The organism is Leptolyngbya sp. Heron Island J (genome assembly GCF_000482245.1).
Classification (GTDB): Bacteria; Cyanobacteriota; Cyanobacteriia; order Phormidesmidales; family Phormidesmidaceae; genus Leptothoe.
In genome coordinates this window covers 1-15,351 of record NZ_AWNH01000054.1, presented here as the reverse complement: position 1 = coordinate 15,351, position 15,351 = coordinate 1, and the positions used below count along the sequence as shown (strand labels likewise).

General features: G+C 51.0%; 10 protein-coding genes and 1 pseudogene. 4 read left to right on the top strand and 7 right to left on the bottom strand.

Going from position 1 to position 15,351, the window contains the following annotated elements; translation table 11 throughout:
* The first annotated feature begins 342 nt into the window (after window positions 1-342).
* A complete protein-coding gene (gene pdeM, locus N836_RS55195; RefSeq protein WP_023073429.1) occupies window positions 343-1,023 on the top strand; it encodes a ligase-associated DNA damage response endonuclease PdeM in 681 nt (226 codons plus the stop codon).
* 39 nt (window positions 1,024-1,062) lie between these two features.
* On the opposite strand, the gene N836_RS55190 is transcribed toward pdeM, so the two are convergent.
* From N836_RS55190 to N836_RS55160, 7 genes are all read right to left on the bottom strand, one after another.
* Window positions 1,063-1,809 carry a chitin deacetylase family protein gene (locus tag N836_RS55190; RefSeq protein WP_235071107.1) on the bottom strand — a complete coding sequence of 249 codons (747 nt, stop codon included), beginning with the start codon at window positions 1,807-1,809 and terminating at the stop codon, window positions 1,063-1,065.
* Window positions 1,810-1,914: 105 nt separating this feature from the next.
* Entirely contained in the window at window positions 1,915-2,190 is a 276-nt protein-coding gene (locus tag N836_RS55185; RefSeq protein ID WP_023073427.1) for a MoaD/ThiS family protein, read from the bottom strand.
* 104 nt (window positions 2,191-2,294) lie between these two features.
* Window positions 2,295-3,605, bottom strand: coding sequence for a threonine synthase (gene thrC, locus N836_RS55180; protein ID WP_023073426.1), 1,311 nt, complete (start codon window positions 3,603-3,605; stop codon window positions 2,295-2,297).
* 191 nt (window positions 3,606-3,796) lie between these two features.
* Window positions 3,797-5,452, bottom strand: coding sequence for a helicase HerA domain-containing protein (locus N836_RS55175; protein ID WP_023073425.1), 1,656 nt, complete (start codon window positions 5,450-5,452; stop codon window positions 3,797-3,799).
* 160 nt (window positions 5,453-5,612) lie between these two features.
* Window positions 5,613-6,149 (bottom strand): hypothetical protein, encoded by a 537-nt coding sequence (locus N836_RS55170; RefSeq protein ID WP_023073424.1) that lies wholly within the window; start codon window positions 6,147-6,149, stop codon window positions 5,613-5,615.
* 219 nt (window positions 6,150-6,368) lie between these two features.
* Window positions 6,369-9,383 carry a phosphoenolpyruvate carboxylase gene (ppc, locus tag N836_RS55165; protein WP_235071106.1) on the bottom strand — a complete coding sequence of 1,005 codons (3,015 nt, stop codon included), beginning with the start codon at window positions 9,381-9,383 and terminating at the stop codon, window positions 6,369-6,371.
* Window positions 9,384-9,532: 149 nt separating this feature from the next.
* Window positions 9,533-9,763 (bottom strand): hypothetical protein, encoded by a 231-nt coding sequence (locus N836_RS55160; RefSeq protein WP_023073422.1) that lies wholly within the window; start codon window positions 9,761-9,763, stop codon window positions 9,533-9,535.
* 402 nt (window positions 9,764-10,165) lie between these two features.
* On the opposite strand from N836_RS55160, the gene N836_RS55155 reads away from it, so the two are divergent.
* The 3 genes and pseudogenes from N836_RS55155 to N836_RS74655 form a co-directional block, all read left to right on the top strand.
* Window positions 10,166-13,207, top strand: a complete 3,042-nt coding sequence (locus tag N836_RS55155) for an SGNH/GDSL hydrolase family protein (RefSeq protein ID WP_036053557.1) — start codon at window positions 10,166-10,168, stop codon at window positions 13,205-13,207.
* Between the two features lie 24 nt (window positions 13,208-13,231).
* On the top strand, window positions 13,232-14,686 hold the full coding sequence (locus N836_RS55150; RefSeq protein ID WP_023073420.1) for an MBOAT family O-acyltransferase: 1,455 nt from the start codon (window positions 13,232-13,234) through the stop codon (window positions 14,684-14,686).
* 365 nt (window positions 14,687-15,051) lie between these two features.
* Window positions 15,052-15,351 (top strand): annotated as a pseudogene (locus N836_RS74655) (photosystem II q(b) protein); the annotation flags it as partial.

The following is a 15,351-nucleotide window of genomic DNA, read 5'->3' as shown; positions in this document are numbered from 1 at the left end:
CCAACTCCAGCAGACCAGTCGCTCGTTTGAATTGCCGTGCCCCCAGTTGACCTTTGCTCAAAAGGGCTTCTAGGTCGCTGCGGTCAGTGGCGCTTAACTCAAGATGACGTTTGTTCATTTGCGAATTGATCGGGGGTGGAGACGTTAATTCAGCCTATCGAACCCATCTACGATATGGCAATAAATTTACTTTCCAGAGTATTTAGTATCACTTCGGTGAGAACTTACCAGGAACTGCTCCGTTTTAATCCTATTGGTATGTAGCAGTTTGGTATTATTACTGTTGTTAGACGGATAACTGTTTCGGTTATTCTCAGTGGTTTTGGGGACATATGGAATAACATGCTAGCTGATCAATCGGTGGACTTATTACAAGGAGACGCACTAGTATTCCTAGATCGAGCACTGTATGTTCCTGAACACCAGGCTTTGCTACTATCAGATGTGCATTTGGGTAAAGCGGAAACCTTCCAGATGGCAGGGATTCCGGTGGCGCAGCAGGTGAATGGGGAAACTCTGGAAAAGTTGCGATCGCACTGCCAGCAGGTCGCACCTCAGCACATCTATATCCTGGGGGATCTGTTTCACTCCCGTCAGGGCATGGTTGCAGAAGTTGAAGCTGCCTGGTCCGAGTTTCTGCAACAAACAGATGCCCAGGTTACCCTAATTGTCGGCAACCACGACCGGGCAGCCCTCGGTCCCGTCTTTGACATGCACTACAGCACCACCCCCATTTCTCTGGGCAAACTCTTGCTCAGCCATGAACCCGTCAGCCAGGAAAGCCTTACTAAAGACCATCTCAACATTTGCGGCCACGTTCATCCAGTAGTAAAGCTCCAGTCTGCCACCGACAGCCTGCGGCTGCCCTGCTTTTACCACGAATATCCCCTACAGCGACTCACTCTACCTGCCTTTGGCTCATTTACAGGCGGCTATGAAGTCGCCATTGGCAAAGGCCGCACCGCCTACGTCATGATCGAAGGCTGTCTGATGGTCCTAGATATATCCCCTGAAAAAGATTAGGCTCGTGAGATGAGAATCGAATGCTATCAATGATTCACGTCAGGGCTCTAGCTGATTAGCCGCCTGACCATAGCTGGCTAGCTCGGTTAGCGTCACAATCCGATAGCCCCGCTGTTGAATTTCAGGCAACAGCTGCTCTAACAATTGAATAGTTCTTTCTCCTCGGTTTTCGGGGCCATCGTGTAATACAACAATGTCGCCTGGATCGAGGTTGTTGAGCACAAACCATTGGGCAAACCAGACTGATGGCACATGGGTATCGTAGGGAAACAGAGAACCCAGCACGAGCTGATATCCCTGCTCTTCAACTAGCTGCAGCATCCGCTGGTTATACCAACTCATGCCCGGTCGAAACCAGCGGAGGGGACCGTAGGGCGACAGGACTTGATCAGCCGCGAGAAACTTTGTCTTAAATTCCTTAGCCGACAGACCAATGCTGGATTCGTCCACCGTCATGTGGTGACCTAATTCATGACCTGCCGCGACAAGGCGCTGCAGCGTTGCTTCATGACCGGCAAGTTCATCGCTCAACATAAAAAATGTGGCGTTGACCTCGTAACGTTCCAAAATTTGTAGGATGGCGTCCGTTGTTTCTGGATAGGGGCCATCATCAATGGTTAAAGCAATGACAGGCTGCTGAGTGTCGACATAGAATAGCGCTCGTGGACTCATCTGAGAGATGAGTCCGAACACCCATTGAGGCTGACGTAACCCCAAATAAGCAATCAGCACAATGCCTGCAGCGCCTAGACCAAAACCAATTCTGTACCAGACTTTCATAGACATAAAAAAAGCGCTGCGGGTATTCTGTCATCAATACCCATCGCAGCACCTGGTAAATCTAAATTACGGTCACAACAACAATCTCACCCTGGATTGTTGCAGTCTTGATTAGCCCCCAGCCACAGCTGGCACAATGCTAACTTCATCACCATCTTTGAGCGCGGTTTCTTTGCCGTCCAAGAATCGAATGTCTTCGCTATTGACATAGAAATTAACAAATCGCCTTAGTTCACCCTTGTCATCACACAGACGCGCTTTAATGCCAGGAAACTTGCCTTCTAAAGCATCGAGTAAACCGACAATAGTCTCACCACCGATATCAACAGTGGCTTCGTTATTGGTGAACTTTTGCAGAGGAGTGGGAATGAGAACTTTGACAGCCATGAAAACAACAACTCAAAAATTAAAACAGAGATCAACTTTAACAAGAAACCCTTCTGGTGTGGTTGATCGTAGGGGCGTTGCATGCAACGCCCCTACGATTATTTCTAAACCTGGGTTTGCTGCCAATCTAGGCGGTTTAGGGTATTGGCCCGTTCCCAAGCACGCTCAAAGCTATCTAGCTTCGGATCGATAAACAAGGGCTCACCGGCAGAACCGCTAACGGCTTCCTGAGTCTTGAGGCCATTACCAGTAATGTAGGCAACGGTACGCTCATCGGGGCTGATCTTACCGGCTTCGGCCAGCTTCTTCAGTACGGCAATAGTGGTACCACCGGCAGTCTCGGTGAAAATACCTTCAGTCTCAGCCAGCAGCTTCATGCCTTCAATAATCTCAGCGTCGGTGACATCTTCAATATTGCCGTTAGTCTTTTTGGCAATCTCCAGCGCGTAGATACCGTCGGCAGGATTACCAATGGCGATGGACTTGGCAATGGTGTTGGGCTTCACAGGGGTGATAAAGTCCCGACCTTCTTTAAATGCCTGGGAGATGGGAGAGCAGCCTTCCGCCTGAGCACCGCTAAAGCGTACGGCTTTCTCGTCTACCAGACCAGTCTTCACCAGTTCGTTAAAGCCCTTATAAATCTTGCCATAGAGAGAACCGGAAGCGAGGGGAGCAACAATGTGGTCGGGCAGTTCCCAACCCAGTTGTTCTGCAACTTCAAAGCCCAGGGTCTTGGAACCCTCAGAGTAGTAAGGACGTAGGTTAATGTTGACAAAGCCCCAGCCGTGGGTGTTAGCCACTTCAGAACAAAGGCGATTGACCTGGTCGTAGTTGCCGTGAACCGCCATGACTGTGGGATCGTAAATCAGTGTGCCCAGTACCTTGCCAGCTTCTAGGTCAGAAGGAATAAAGACGCAACAATCGAGACCAGCATGGGCGGCAATGGCTGCAGTGGAGTTGGCCAGGTTGCCCGTACTAGCGCAGGAGACAGTAGTGAAGCCAAGCTCACGGGCGCGAGTCAGGGCCACAGAAACTACCCGGTCTTTAAAGCTTAAGGTGGGCATATTAACCGCATCGTTCTTAATGTAAAGCTCTTTGAGACCCAGGCGACGCGCCAGACGGTTGGCCTTCAGTAGGGGAGTCATGCCAGTGCCAACATCAATGGGGTTTTCACTAGCAACGGGCAAAAAGGCCTTGTAGCGCCAGATGGAGTTAGGACCGGCTTCAATGCTTTCGCGACTGACTTGGCTACGAATCGCATCGTAATCGTAGGCAACTTCCAAGGGGCCAAAACATGCTTCACACACGTGCATGGCCGTGGCTTCGTAGGTGGCACCACACTCTTTACATTTGAGATGAGTAAAGGTGGTGCCTTGGACGGTAGCGGTTTTAGGACGGTCGATGGCCTGGGTCATGGGATTTATGTGGTGTATGACAGATTAATTTGAAAGTATCACGGTGCTGAAAACAGCGTCAAACATACCCGACCAAAATAGTCGGGTATTGTGTATACGTTAATGAATAAGGCTTTTAGCGAAATGCTCTGGCACATCGGTAAAAGTCTATGGGTAAAAAGTTATTTTTTTATGGTTGCGATCGCTACTCGCTAAAATCCCAAATCAGCCCTGGCGGCTTTAGCCGCTTGAAAGACCTGGGCATCGGGCAGTTCGTCCCAGGCAGTCGCGCCAATTTCAGCATAGAAATCCGCATCATAGGGTCGGGTTCGTACCACCACCGGCATAGGAACTGCATGGCCCAGCAACAGTGCCTGCTGTTTAGAGTCGAGTTTGGCCAGCACCGAGCGCAGGTTCTGCCCACCGGAAACGCCGGTAAAAATGGCGTCAATGTCTTTTTCGTCGTTAAGCAGGGCGGTGATGCGAGTGCCGATTTGTGACATGACTTCATTGTCGATACCTGAGGGCCGCTGATCCACCACTAGCAGGGTGACAAAATACTTACGCATCTCGCGGGCAATGGTGCCAAAGATGGTCTGTTTAGCGGTGGCCGGATCCAGAAAACGATGGGCCTCTTCGATGGTAATTACCAACTGGGTGGGGCGATCGCTGGGATTTTTGGTTTGCAAAAACCGATCGGCCTTACGCACATAGCTAGCGTGAATCCGGCGAGCAATTACGTTAGTGGCCAACATGTAGGAGAGCATGTTGGACTGGGAGCCAAACTCCACCACCACGTGTTTGCCAGCATCTAACGTGTCGAGAATTTGTTTGACATAGTTGTGGGGGCAGGTGTGGCGAATATATTTCAGCTCGGCCAGCCGGGTGAGCTTACGCTGCAGTGCCATAATTGACGACTTGCTACCCATTTTGACCTCGCAAAATTCCTGAATCTCTTCGTTACTCATGGTGAGTAAGCGGTTGATCCAAGCCTTGCCAAATTCATTGCGCAAGATGATCGCGTTTTCTAAGCTAGCTTCCGATAAATTCAACTCGCGACCAATCAGAGCCAGATCTTCGACATCAATCTGGTCAAAGCTAATGTAGAGTTCCTGGGCATCGCGCACCCCCCGGCGTTTGGTGGCCTCTGGGTCCAGGGTGAAGATTTGCACCTGGCCAGGAAACAGCTGACGTAGACCTTTTACAGTGCTAAAGTTGGCCCCTTCGCTAACGGCTTCCCAGCCATATTCCGAGTGCATGTCAAAAATGAGATTGACCGCTGCTCGCTGTTTGATAATGCCCGACAGCAGCAGCCGGGTGAGAAACGATTTACCAGTGCCGGATTTACCAAAAATGCCGTTGCTGCGTTCTACAAACCGATTCAGGTCAATACAGATGGGCACATCCATGTCGATGGGCTGACCAATGGCAAAGTTACGGCGATGGGGGTCGTCTTCCCAACCAAACACCGAGCGAAAGTCTCGTTCGCTGGCATCATAAACCTGGCTAAAGTGCCCCGGAATTGTTTTGACTGGCAGCAGCTGGGTGTTATCCACCGTATCCCCGTTGTTTTCTGGGGTGAACATCAACATCGGGGCCAGGTCAATGGTGCCGTAGGTGCCGCCGCCTGCGAGAACTTCCTGGAGAAACAGCTCCGTGGGCTGAGGTGGATTGGCCAGGATGCGCTGGCTAGCCGTCCCCAGGGAGACATCGGTGAGCATGCAAAAGAATCGCGATCGCACCCCCTGCACCACTAAAAACTTACCCACCCGCATATCTTCCACACTGACATCAGCATGGAGTCGCACTTCTAACCCTTGACTCAGAGAGCCTTGAATTACCGAACCCAGGGGGGTGTCATTGTTCATGCCAGGATGAATGAGAGGGATCACCGCCCATCCTAGCTTGAGAACTACACCTCAATACATGCGTTCTATTAAAAATGTCCTTAAAAAATAACGAGCAGCGCTGGCTGCTCGCTATCGGGTCTCCTCACATCTTGAGGCTATTTATGTTTAAGTGACAGCCCTAGTTACCAAACTGCCAACCCACACCCGCCTGTACCGCAGTGGCAGTGCCACCGCCATCGTCAAAGGCATCAAAGGCAAAAATGGCATTACCAAAGACCACGAGATTACTGCCCGGTACCGCAAAGTCAATCCCCGGCTGCAGTACAAAGGCCGTTTCATCACCCACCGGTGACGCATCATCCCCGGTGGGAATCGAGACCCCAGCCCCTAAATACACATCGGTCTGAAAACTCACTGGAAAGTCATAGGACACCGTCGGTACTAGCGCCAGGTCACCGTTGAGCAAAAACGCCTGGGCCCGAAGCGAAATCGGTACAGCTAACAACTTGTAACGACCCGAAATCACCAGTCCAATACCATCACCATCGCCATCGTCATCATCGTTAAGGCCAAGGGTGCCACCCGCACCCACATAGCTGCCGTAGGCGGCTTGTGCCTGGGCTGGTTTCACATCCAACGCAGCCAACAGTACCGCTGTCATCACCGTCGCTAAGCCCACACGTCCCAGTGTAGTTTTAAGCAGACCAATCATCATTACTCACTCCTTGGATAATGCCTCTAAAAATTTCTGAAGACTGCTTTTGGAAGACTGCGCCCGGTTACCCCAAAGTAAAGCCTACCCTGCCTTTTAGCAGGATGATGCCCACAGACAAAATATGAGAGCGCCACAAAGTTAACGCGTTGTTGGAAAAATGTCAAAGGTTTTTTAAGGGTGAGCTAAATTCACCCCCGATTCCCTTCACATTTCCCTGAGTTAACCTGTATTCCGCATCCCTGCAGCAATCCCGTTAATTGTCAGCATGGCACCCCGCAGCAGCTCACCACGGCTATAGCGTGACTGAATCAACCCTGTGGCCAGAGCGGCGGTGTCACGATGCTGTCGCAGACGCTTGAGCAAGGAGACCTGTAAGAACCCTAGAGGAACAATAGTGCCATTGCGCAATTGGACTGAGCGTTGCAGATTTGGATCGCCATCTAGCAACGCCTGATTATCCGTCACCTGCAAAACCATCTGCGTCGTTAGGTGAAATTCCTGGGCAATTTGGTCAAAGACAGCCTGAAAACTCTCCTGTCGTTCGCCAGCGCCCAGTTCATTGACATAGTGCTGAGCAATTTGTAAATCAACTTTGGCCAGGGTCATTTCCACCTTGGAGATGGCCATTTTGAAAAAGGGCCACTTGGTGTAAAACGAACGCAACAGTTTGATATTCTCCTCAGGGGCTTCGTCGATAAATTCCTCTAAGGCTGTACCGACGCCATACCAGGACGGCAATAGAAAGCGAGCCTGGGTCCAGCTAAATACCCAAGGAATTGCTCGCAAACTGGATAAGTCCTTTTTGCCACCCCGGCGAGAGGGTCGAGAGCTAATCTGCAGCTGGCTAATTTCTTGAATCGGGGTGACATTGTGGAAAAATTCCACCAGTTCAGGATCTTCGTAAATTAAGGCACGATAGTGCTGTCTGGAGCGAATAGCCAGCTTCTCCATAATTTCTTGCCACGGGGCAATCTCATCAAAGCTGTTGCTCAACAAACTGGCCTGCACCACAGCCGTCGTTGCCGTTTCTAGGTTGTAGAGTGCCAAATCCTTGAGGTTATACTTGGACGCCAGCACTTCTCCTTGTTCAGTAATCTTGATCCGGCCATTAATGCTGCGACCTGGCTGAGCCAGGATGGCTTCATAGGCAGGACCACCACCACGGCCCACAGAGCCGCCACGACCATGGAAGATACGGAGGGATACTCCATATTTCTCAGTCACTTTTTGTAAGGATTGCTGGGCTTTGTGGATTTCCCAGTTACTACTCAAAAAACCAGAGTCCTTGTTGCTGTCAGAATAGCCCAGCATCACCTCTTGCAATGCGGTCTCTGCAGGGTGCTCTGCACCATAGCCGCCCTTGAGCATGGACAGATACAAAGGCAGCTCAAACAGCTCCTCCATGACCGCCGTAGAGCGACGTAAATCTGCCACCGTTTCAAACAGGGGCACAATGTGCAAGCTGCCGATACCGGTCGCCGGGTCATACAGACCAGCTTCCTTGGCCAGCAATAAGACTTCCAGAATGTCGCTGGCATGGTCGCTCATGCTGATCACATAGCTGCGACAGATATCGTGACCAAATTCCTGATGCAGTTTTCGCACCATGTGGAAAGTGGCAATGGTTTCCCTGGCCTTTTCGGAAATGGGTAGTTCTGTGGGAATTAAGGGTCGCCGGGTGCTGAGTTCGGTGGTCAGCCACTCTACTTTCTCGGCTTCAGACAAATCGTTGTAGAGCCTGGGCAACTGCAGATAGTCGGTAATCTCGTGAATGGTATCTGAGTGTCGGGTACTCTCCTGACGAATATCCAGCTGGGCCAGACCAAAGCCATATATTTCTACCTGGCTCAACAAAATGTCCAACTCTCGGCAGATAAGCCCCGTGTCTCCCAGGCTGCGGTGGATCAGCGTTAGCTCCGCTAGAAACGCTTCGCCAGATTCGTATAGTGTGCCTGGAGGTGCGATGGCATCTTCTTCTTGCAAATAGTCGCCGTTGTAAAGCTTCTGGCTACGCTGATGGGTATTGGCCAAACGTTTTTCAATGTAGGCTAGCTTCAGCCGATAGGGCTCCTGGCGGTAGCGAATGGCAAATTCTTCATAGATATCGGGCATTTGCAACCGATCTTGCTCTAAGGATTCCAACAGATCGGGCAACACCTCACTCCAGTGCAGCGAAGGACTGAGCAATCCTGAAAGTTTACGCACTGAGGCAATGTATTTGCCCAATACTAAGTTGCGCTGATAGGAGGCTGTTTTCCAGGTGACCTGGGGGGTGACCGACGGATTACCATCGCGATCGCTACCCACCCAGGAGCCAAAGCGACAGAACCGGTGGCGGGGGGGCGTCAGCCCAGGAAATGTTCTTTTCAACGCCCGGTTAAACCGCTGATAGAGTTCAGGAATAGCCTCAAAAAGTACTACATCGAAGTAGTGCAAAGTGAAATCTACTTCATCTAAAACCGACGGCTTAAACTGGTGCAGCTCGTCTGTACGCCACCAAAGTCGAATCTCTTCGGTCAACTCTTCCTCAAGCTGAGTAGTTTCCCAAGAGGAATCGCGCCCTCGCATGCGGGCCTGTTCTTCTGACAGGTCCAGCCGCCGAAAAATACGTGAAATTCGACGTTGTTTATCACGGATGGTATGACGAACAATCTCGGTAGGATGGGCCGTAAAAACTAAACGCACATCCAGCTGGTTGATTAAATTTTGTATATGTCTAGGTGGAACATTGAGCTGAGCCAGAAGAGGGAATAACCAATAAAATGTCCCTGTGCCCCGCTGCTTTTGAGCAATATTACTAATATCGGTATCGACTAAATCATTTAAAAAAGTATCACCGTTATCAGAAGTTTTGTTAGATCCGTGCTGAGACCCAGTATCTAACTCGTCCGCTACGGCCTGATAATGTCGGCGCTGATCTTGCTGATCATAATGTTGTTCAACAATATTAATTAGCTGGAAATAGAGAGCAAAAGCCCGAGCCATGCGAATAGCGTCTTCCAGACTGAGTTGTTCAATCAGCTGGAGAGCATTGGCATTGTCTAAGGCTGGATCGGCCTGGCCGTCCGGAGCGCACATGCGGCGAATGTTTTTGAGCAGACTGACCAAATCTGGACCACATTCCGTCTCTAAAACTGATTCCCAGATGTTTTCAACCGTAGTCAGGCGGTGCCTTAGAAATGCTGCAGATGCCTCCTCTGGAATCGTGAGGAGCTCGGATTTCGTTAGGACCATATCATCTTGGTAGGAAACAGTTGGACTCATTCAACGTCAGCAATAACGACTGAGAGGCAGAGATTGCCTATGGTCAGCATCTCCGAGAAAATTGTAGAGGCTTTCGGACGATCCAAGGTATTTTCTGATCGGATGATCAACAAAAATGTTTATAAAGGTCGGTGGGGATCGGCATCTAAAACGGGCAGTTGAATTCCTCGAAATATCTCTTCGCTAGCCATCCCAAACTGCACCAGACCATAGGTTAACGTTCTGCCTAAAATCAACAGTCCTAGACAAGGAAGGGTGGCCAGGGCCAACCCAATTTGTGGATTGGCAATCAACGTAAACGGCAGATTGTTTACGGGTTGCTGGGTAGTTTTTTCACGAAAAGGTTGCATAAGTAAGGGGCTCGTAGTAAACGTATAGCAACTTTAGGGAATATCATGGCCGACGTTGGCACAATTGTGACTAACAATTCCTTTTTATACTTTTTTTAGGGAAGGTCTATTTCCAACCTAGCAGGTGCTGCTAATTCTAGAGGCTGTTCGTACCGTAATGTTGCGAACTGTATCGAGAACGGGGACGGGGCTTGCTAGTCATACATGTATGTGCGTGTAAACAACTCTGACGGAGAACTGGGGGTTACTTTTGTGGAAGTTTCTAGAGGTAGATTACTTGGGGTCAGGTTTTTAGATATCTGTGCTATCCCTAAGGAGCACCTTGACTAAACTGGCTTAGCACACTACATTTTTGCGGTCGAGGCATTGGGGTTGTTGAACTGTTATGGGATCTAAGGGGCTATGTTCAGTCACGTAAAATCTGATCCACCGCCGACATTAGACCCTACGGTGCTAATGCCCTGGCTTGAAGATGTAGTCAACAGCGATAGCTGTACTTTGAAGCTTAAGCTGAGGGGTAATATTCTGCATGTTTATGCCCAATCAGCCCCTGGCTTGGATCGAGAGTATGTGCTGCTGCGGCTGGTGCGATCGCTACTGGACCCAGACCGCAAAGCCTCGTTGCTCAAAGAGTTACCTCAAATTTACCAGCTTTATTTTTATAGTGGTCGTTCCGACAAGCAAAAGCCTGACTGGTCAACGCCCATTTACCTCAACCGTCTAGAGCGTCATTTGGAGCAACTGGTGGCAACCAGTGCTGACCTGGAAGAAATAAAGCGGTCAACTGCTCACTTGACGTCGGGAATTGGTTATTTAGATGAGGCCACATCCGCCATTGTGCTTTCCAATGCCAGTCTGGCGCGTAAAGGTGATCCAGATGCGATCGCACGCTATCTAAGCCAGACCCTGAGCGCGTTGGATGTGGGAGTCGATGTCGTTGTCAAGGCTCTTCCTGGCAAAGCCAAGCGAGCTCAAGGAGTGATTACAGCCAGTGCGGCGGTGACCGTAGACCCCAGTCAGGAGTTAATCAACCGACTCTGGATTTTATGTCGCGCTGCCTATAGCCCTGACCCGACCATGATTGCGGAGCCTACCGCTCAGCGACTGCGGGACCTGAAACTGACTCAGTTTCAAGATGCGGTGATCTCGGTGCAGGTTTTAGGGGAAGACACCCCTGACTGGCGGTTGCGGGTTGACCTGACACCGGATGAAGAAATTCTCAGGGAATGGAGCCGCTGGGGCGACACTGAATCCATTGCCCGGCTGCTGAATCAGATTTTGGCTCCGCTGGATGTCAGTGTGCTGCCCGAGGTCAAGGACTCAACCTTACATCTGGTGTGTCAGCCCCTGGCCATGGGTCAAACGCTGACCTCAGCAGATCAAGATGATTACAGCGGCGGGTCCGAAACAGAGATTATTGATGCGATCGCACTACTGCTAGAGCAGCTTGCCCCCCAGGCACTGATGCGGGCCATGGTTTATGGCCCTAGCCTTGATGGGGTCAATCCAGTCTGGCTCAGGTGTCTAGATTTGCCCGCCAGTGAACATCACGACCTGGCGATTCCTACCACTGAACTGGCCCGCAATGGAGATCTGCCTGCCATTGCCTATTGTTTGACCAAGCAGCTTAACCCCAACTTAGACGAACAGCTCTCCACCGGTGGTATTCGAGTACAGCTGCTGCTGCGAGAGCAGCGGTTGCACATTATGCTCGATGCGCCGGTATGCCCTGCTCGCCCCCAGGTCGTACCGCAGTTAAAGCAATATCTGCGGCAGCATCCCATTAAAGGGCTGAGCGGTATTCGCATTTATGGTCGCCGGGCGGGTCAAAAGCGTCCTGACTGGAACCATGGATATGACCGGAAACCTAAAAAGCGGTTGGTCCCTGAAGCAGCACCAGAATTTGCGGCCTCTGAAGCTTATTTAGGCGACCTGATTCAACCCGATGAAGGTACTAGAGGGGATACGGAGGAGCCGCCCTGGCCACAGCGGGCAGTCGAGCAGGTGCGAATGCTGCTGATCAAGACCCAGCTGTTCACCGCCGCCCAGCCTGAGGAATCCTTGACGAGCGCCTATGTGCCTGGCAGACGGGGTATTGCGGCAGCATGGGCGGTCTTGGGCTTGCTGTTGGTCTTTCAAGCCGATTGGATTGCTGGTCAACTCTTTAGGGTGCGATCTCTAGCACTCATGGCCCAGCAAACAGCCACCACCACGGCCCCCCGTAGCCAACAGCCACCGCAGCGCTCCACCTTTGCAGAAGAATTGGCCGAGCTTAACTGGGGTCAAAAGGACAGTAATGAGCTGCCAGGCTTTGCCAGTTCCGCCATCAATGATAATGATTTGCTCGGTAGCCCTTTGCAAACAACGGTGTCTATGACCGATGTGCTAGAGGCGTCTCCATTCCCATCGTTCACCAGTCAACAGCTCAATGAAAAGTTGGCACTCTATGACTGGCGGGTGGCGGAAGAAGGAGTCCCTGATGTCGTGGTGTTTGGTAGTTCGCGAGCATTGCGGGGGGTTGATCCAACAGCCCTAAGACGGGCGTTAGCCACCCTGGGACACGAGGATGTCAGTATTTTTAACTTTGGGATTAATGGGGCTACGGCTCAAATTGCAGATTTGGTAATCCGACAGCTGCTGTCCAACTATCCGACGCCAAAGCTGATTATTTGGGCGGATGGGGCCAGGGCGTTTAATAGCTCACGGGTAGATGTGACCTTTGATGCGATCGCAACCTCAGAAGGGTATCAACAACTCATTGCTGGCGAGCTATTTCCCGAAAACAACGGCGAGACCGCTGGCCCTACCCTCAACCCTGCCCAGCGCCTTAGTCGCTTTTATGCCCGCACCGACGAGCAACTCAGCGACGCCTTAGGGAATATATCCTCCGCCTACCGAGAACGGGCCCAGTTGCAAAAAATCGCTGAGGTGAGTCCAGTTAGCCCCAATAACCCTAACCAGCCAGCCGCCGTTAATCCCACCGAAACCGACCTGATTGACGTCGATGGCTTTCTGCCGTTGGCCATTCAATTTAATCCAGCCACCTACTATCTTGACCATCCTAGGGTTGCCGGCACCTATGATGGCGACTACAAAGCTTTTAAAATGGACGGCCCCCAGGTAGACGCACTCCTGCGAATGTTGACCTATACCCAGGCCGAAGGAGTGCCCGTAATCTTTGTGAACACTCCCCTGACAGACGAATACCTGGATACAGCTCGCCTGGAAGTTGAAGACCGTTTTCAGCGCTACATGATCCAAATCGCCGCTCAAGAAACAGGGCTGCTCTATCGCGACCTGGGACAGCTATGGCCCAAACGCTATGACTATTTTTCTGACCCCAGCCACCTCAATCGGTTTGGTGCCTATCAACTATCCAGCCGCCTGGCCCAGGACCCAATGATTCCTTGGGGCAAGCTCAAGGACCCTGCTGAGACTGACTAGTGCCGTACCACCACGCTCTCTAAGATGACGCTGCCATCCATTACTTACAGTTTGTTATTGATCGGCACCACTGTGCTCTACTGGCTGCTGCCCGGTCGTGGTCTCAAGCTGTGGCTGCTGGTGCTAGTCAGTCTGGGATTCTACGCCTCACTGCAGCTGCAGTATGTGCCCCTGCTGCTGACGTTAGTATTGGCCAATTATTTAATTGGACGGCGTCTCAGCGCACCGCTGGATTGGCGCATTCCCAATGAAGAATGGCACTTTGCCCAGCAAGACTGGGACCGCAAGCGGCTGATGCTGCTATGGGTTGGCATTAGTCTAAATGTGTTGTTGCTACTCGGATTTAAGTACGTCACCCCGATGGCAGCAAACATTAACCCGAGTTTGCAACTGCTGATGCCCCTGGGGCTGAGTTTCTTTTGCTTTGAGTCCATTGCCTACCTGGTAGATATATATCGAGGCGCACCAGCTGCCCACCATTTTATTGAGTTCGCCGCCTACAAATTATTTTTTCCTAAGCTCATTGCCGGACCCATCACTCGGTTTCAGGGCTACATCGGTCAGATGAAACGCCCCCGTTTGCCCAACCTGGAGCAGGGGGTGGAAGCAGGCTGGCTAATTGCTTCAGGGGCGACCAAAAAGCTCCTACTGGCCGATCGAATTGGCCTGCTGGTTAACCTCAGCTTTGATAATCTGGAGCGAGCTGGCAGCGGTGACCTTTGGCTGGCGATCTTTGCCTATGGGCTGCAGCTCTATCTCGACTTTAGCGGCTACGTTGATGTTGCCCGAGGTAGCGCTCTATTACTAGGCATTCAGCTGCCACAAAACTTTGACTTTCCCTATTTCACTACCAGCATTGCTGACTTTTGGCGACGCTGGCATATAACCCTGGGGGATTGGTTACGTAACTATCTTTACTTTCCACTAGGAGGTTCCCGTAAGGGTCTGATCCGAACCTGTCTAAACCTGCTGATTGTGATGTTAGTAGCCGGTATTTGGCATGGCGACCAGTGGGGTTTTCTAATCTGGGGCGGACTCCACGGTTTAGCGCTGGTCATCCACCGAATAAATCACACCGTTACGGCTACCCGTTCAGGGTTAAAAGCGTTTTGGTCGAGTTGGCCAGGGGCTATCAGCGCCTGGGCCTTTACCCAGCTATTTGTATTTCTCAGCTGGGTGCCTTTCCGGCTGCCCAATGTGCAAGATTTAGGCCTGGTGTTCAATCGCTTTTTTAATCAAGCCGCCGATGTGCAATTTGCCCAAAAGGTTTATCTAGAATCCCTTGGCTCTAGTCGGAGTGGAGTCATCTGGATCCTGTTCGGGTTAATCGGCATTATGGCTTTAATCTATGGGTTTAAGCACCGCCTCAAGCTGCAACTTAGTTGGCCCCTAAAGCTAATGTTTATTCCAGCTGTCTACTACTTGGCCTGGTCATTAGCCCCCGATGGCACCGTTCCTTATATCTACTTCGAATTTTAGGTTCAGGCTAGTCCCGATGGCAGAAATTTAGCAGCTATTTCATCCACCCATCCACCCATCCACATTGGAGAGTGGGCAAACTCACGCCACAGAGTACTAGGCCAATTAACTTTCTCATAATTGCAGGACATGACGACCTAGGCGTCTGCATAGTCTTAAAACGCTTCATATAGTCTCTGTAACCGCTCTGCTGTCTGTGGTTACCCTGGCTCAACCAGGTCAATGCAGCGGCAAAACTGAAGCAATTATTAAGGCATGTTGCAAAAGATGAGGATAAGCGTTACATTTATACATAAGCAAGCAGGGAATCTTAATTGACCCCTGTGAGCCATACATACCGTACCTTGACAACGCAATTATTCATCATGACAACTACTCTACAGCAGCGCCAAAGCGCTAATCTGTGGGATCAGTTTTGTGAGTGGGTTACTAGCACTGAGAACCGCCTCTATGTAGGTTGGTTCGGCGTGCTGATGATCCCCACACTGCTGGCTGCCACTGCCTGTTTCGTAATCGCCTTCATCGCCGCTCCTCCCGTTGACATCGACGGTATCCGTGAGCCCGTTGCTGGTTCTTTGATTCTCGGAAACAACATCATTTCTGGTGCTGTAATTCCTTCTTCCAACGCTATCGGTCTTCACTTCTACCCCATCTGGGAAGCTGCT

Coding starts and splice junctions, on each gene's coding strand:
- N836_RS55185 (WP_023073427.1), bottom strand. CDS start 2,190: ATGGCTGTCAAAGTTCTCATTCCCACTCCTCTGCAAAAGTTCACCAAT.
- thrC (WP_023073426.1), bottom strand. CDS start 3,605: ATGACCCAGGCCATCGACCGTCCTAAAACCGCTACCGTCCAAGGCACC.
- N836_RS55150 (WP_023073420.1), top strand. CDS start 13,232: ATGACGCTGCCATCCATTACTTACAGTTTGTTATTGATCGGCACCACT.
- pdeM (WP_023073429.1), top strand. CDS start 343: ATGCTAGCTGATCAATCGGTGGACTTATTACAAGGAGACGCACTAGTA.
- N836_RS55170 (WP_023073424.1), bottom strand. CDS start 6,149: ATGATGATTGGTCTGCTTAAAACTACACTGGGACGTGTGGGCTTAGCG.
- ppc (WP_235071106.1), bottom strand. CDS start 9,383: ATGGTCCTAACGAAATCCGAGCTCCTCACGATTCCAGAGGAGGCATCT.
- N836_RS55175 (WP_023073425.1), bottom strand. CDS start 5,452: ATGAACAATGACACCCCCCTGGGTTCGGTAATTCAAGGCTCTCTGAGT.
- N836_RS55160 (WP_023073422.1), bottom strand. CDS start 9,763: ATGCAACCTTTTCGTGAAAAAACTACCCAGCAACCCGTAAACAATCTG.
- N836_RS55155 (WP_036053557.1), top strand. CDS start 10,166: ATGTTCAGTCACGTAAAATCTGATCCACCGCCGACATTAGACCCTACG.
- N836_RS55190 (WP_235071107.1), bottom strand. CDS start 1,809: ATGTCTATGAAAGTCTGGTACAGAATTGGTTTTGGTCTAGGCGCTGCA.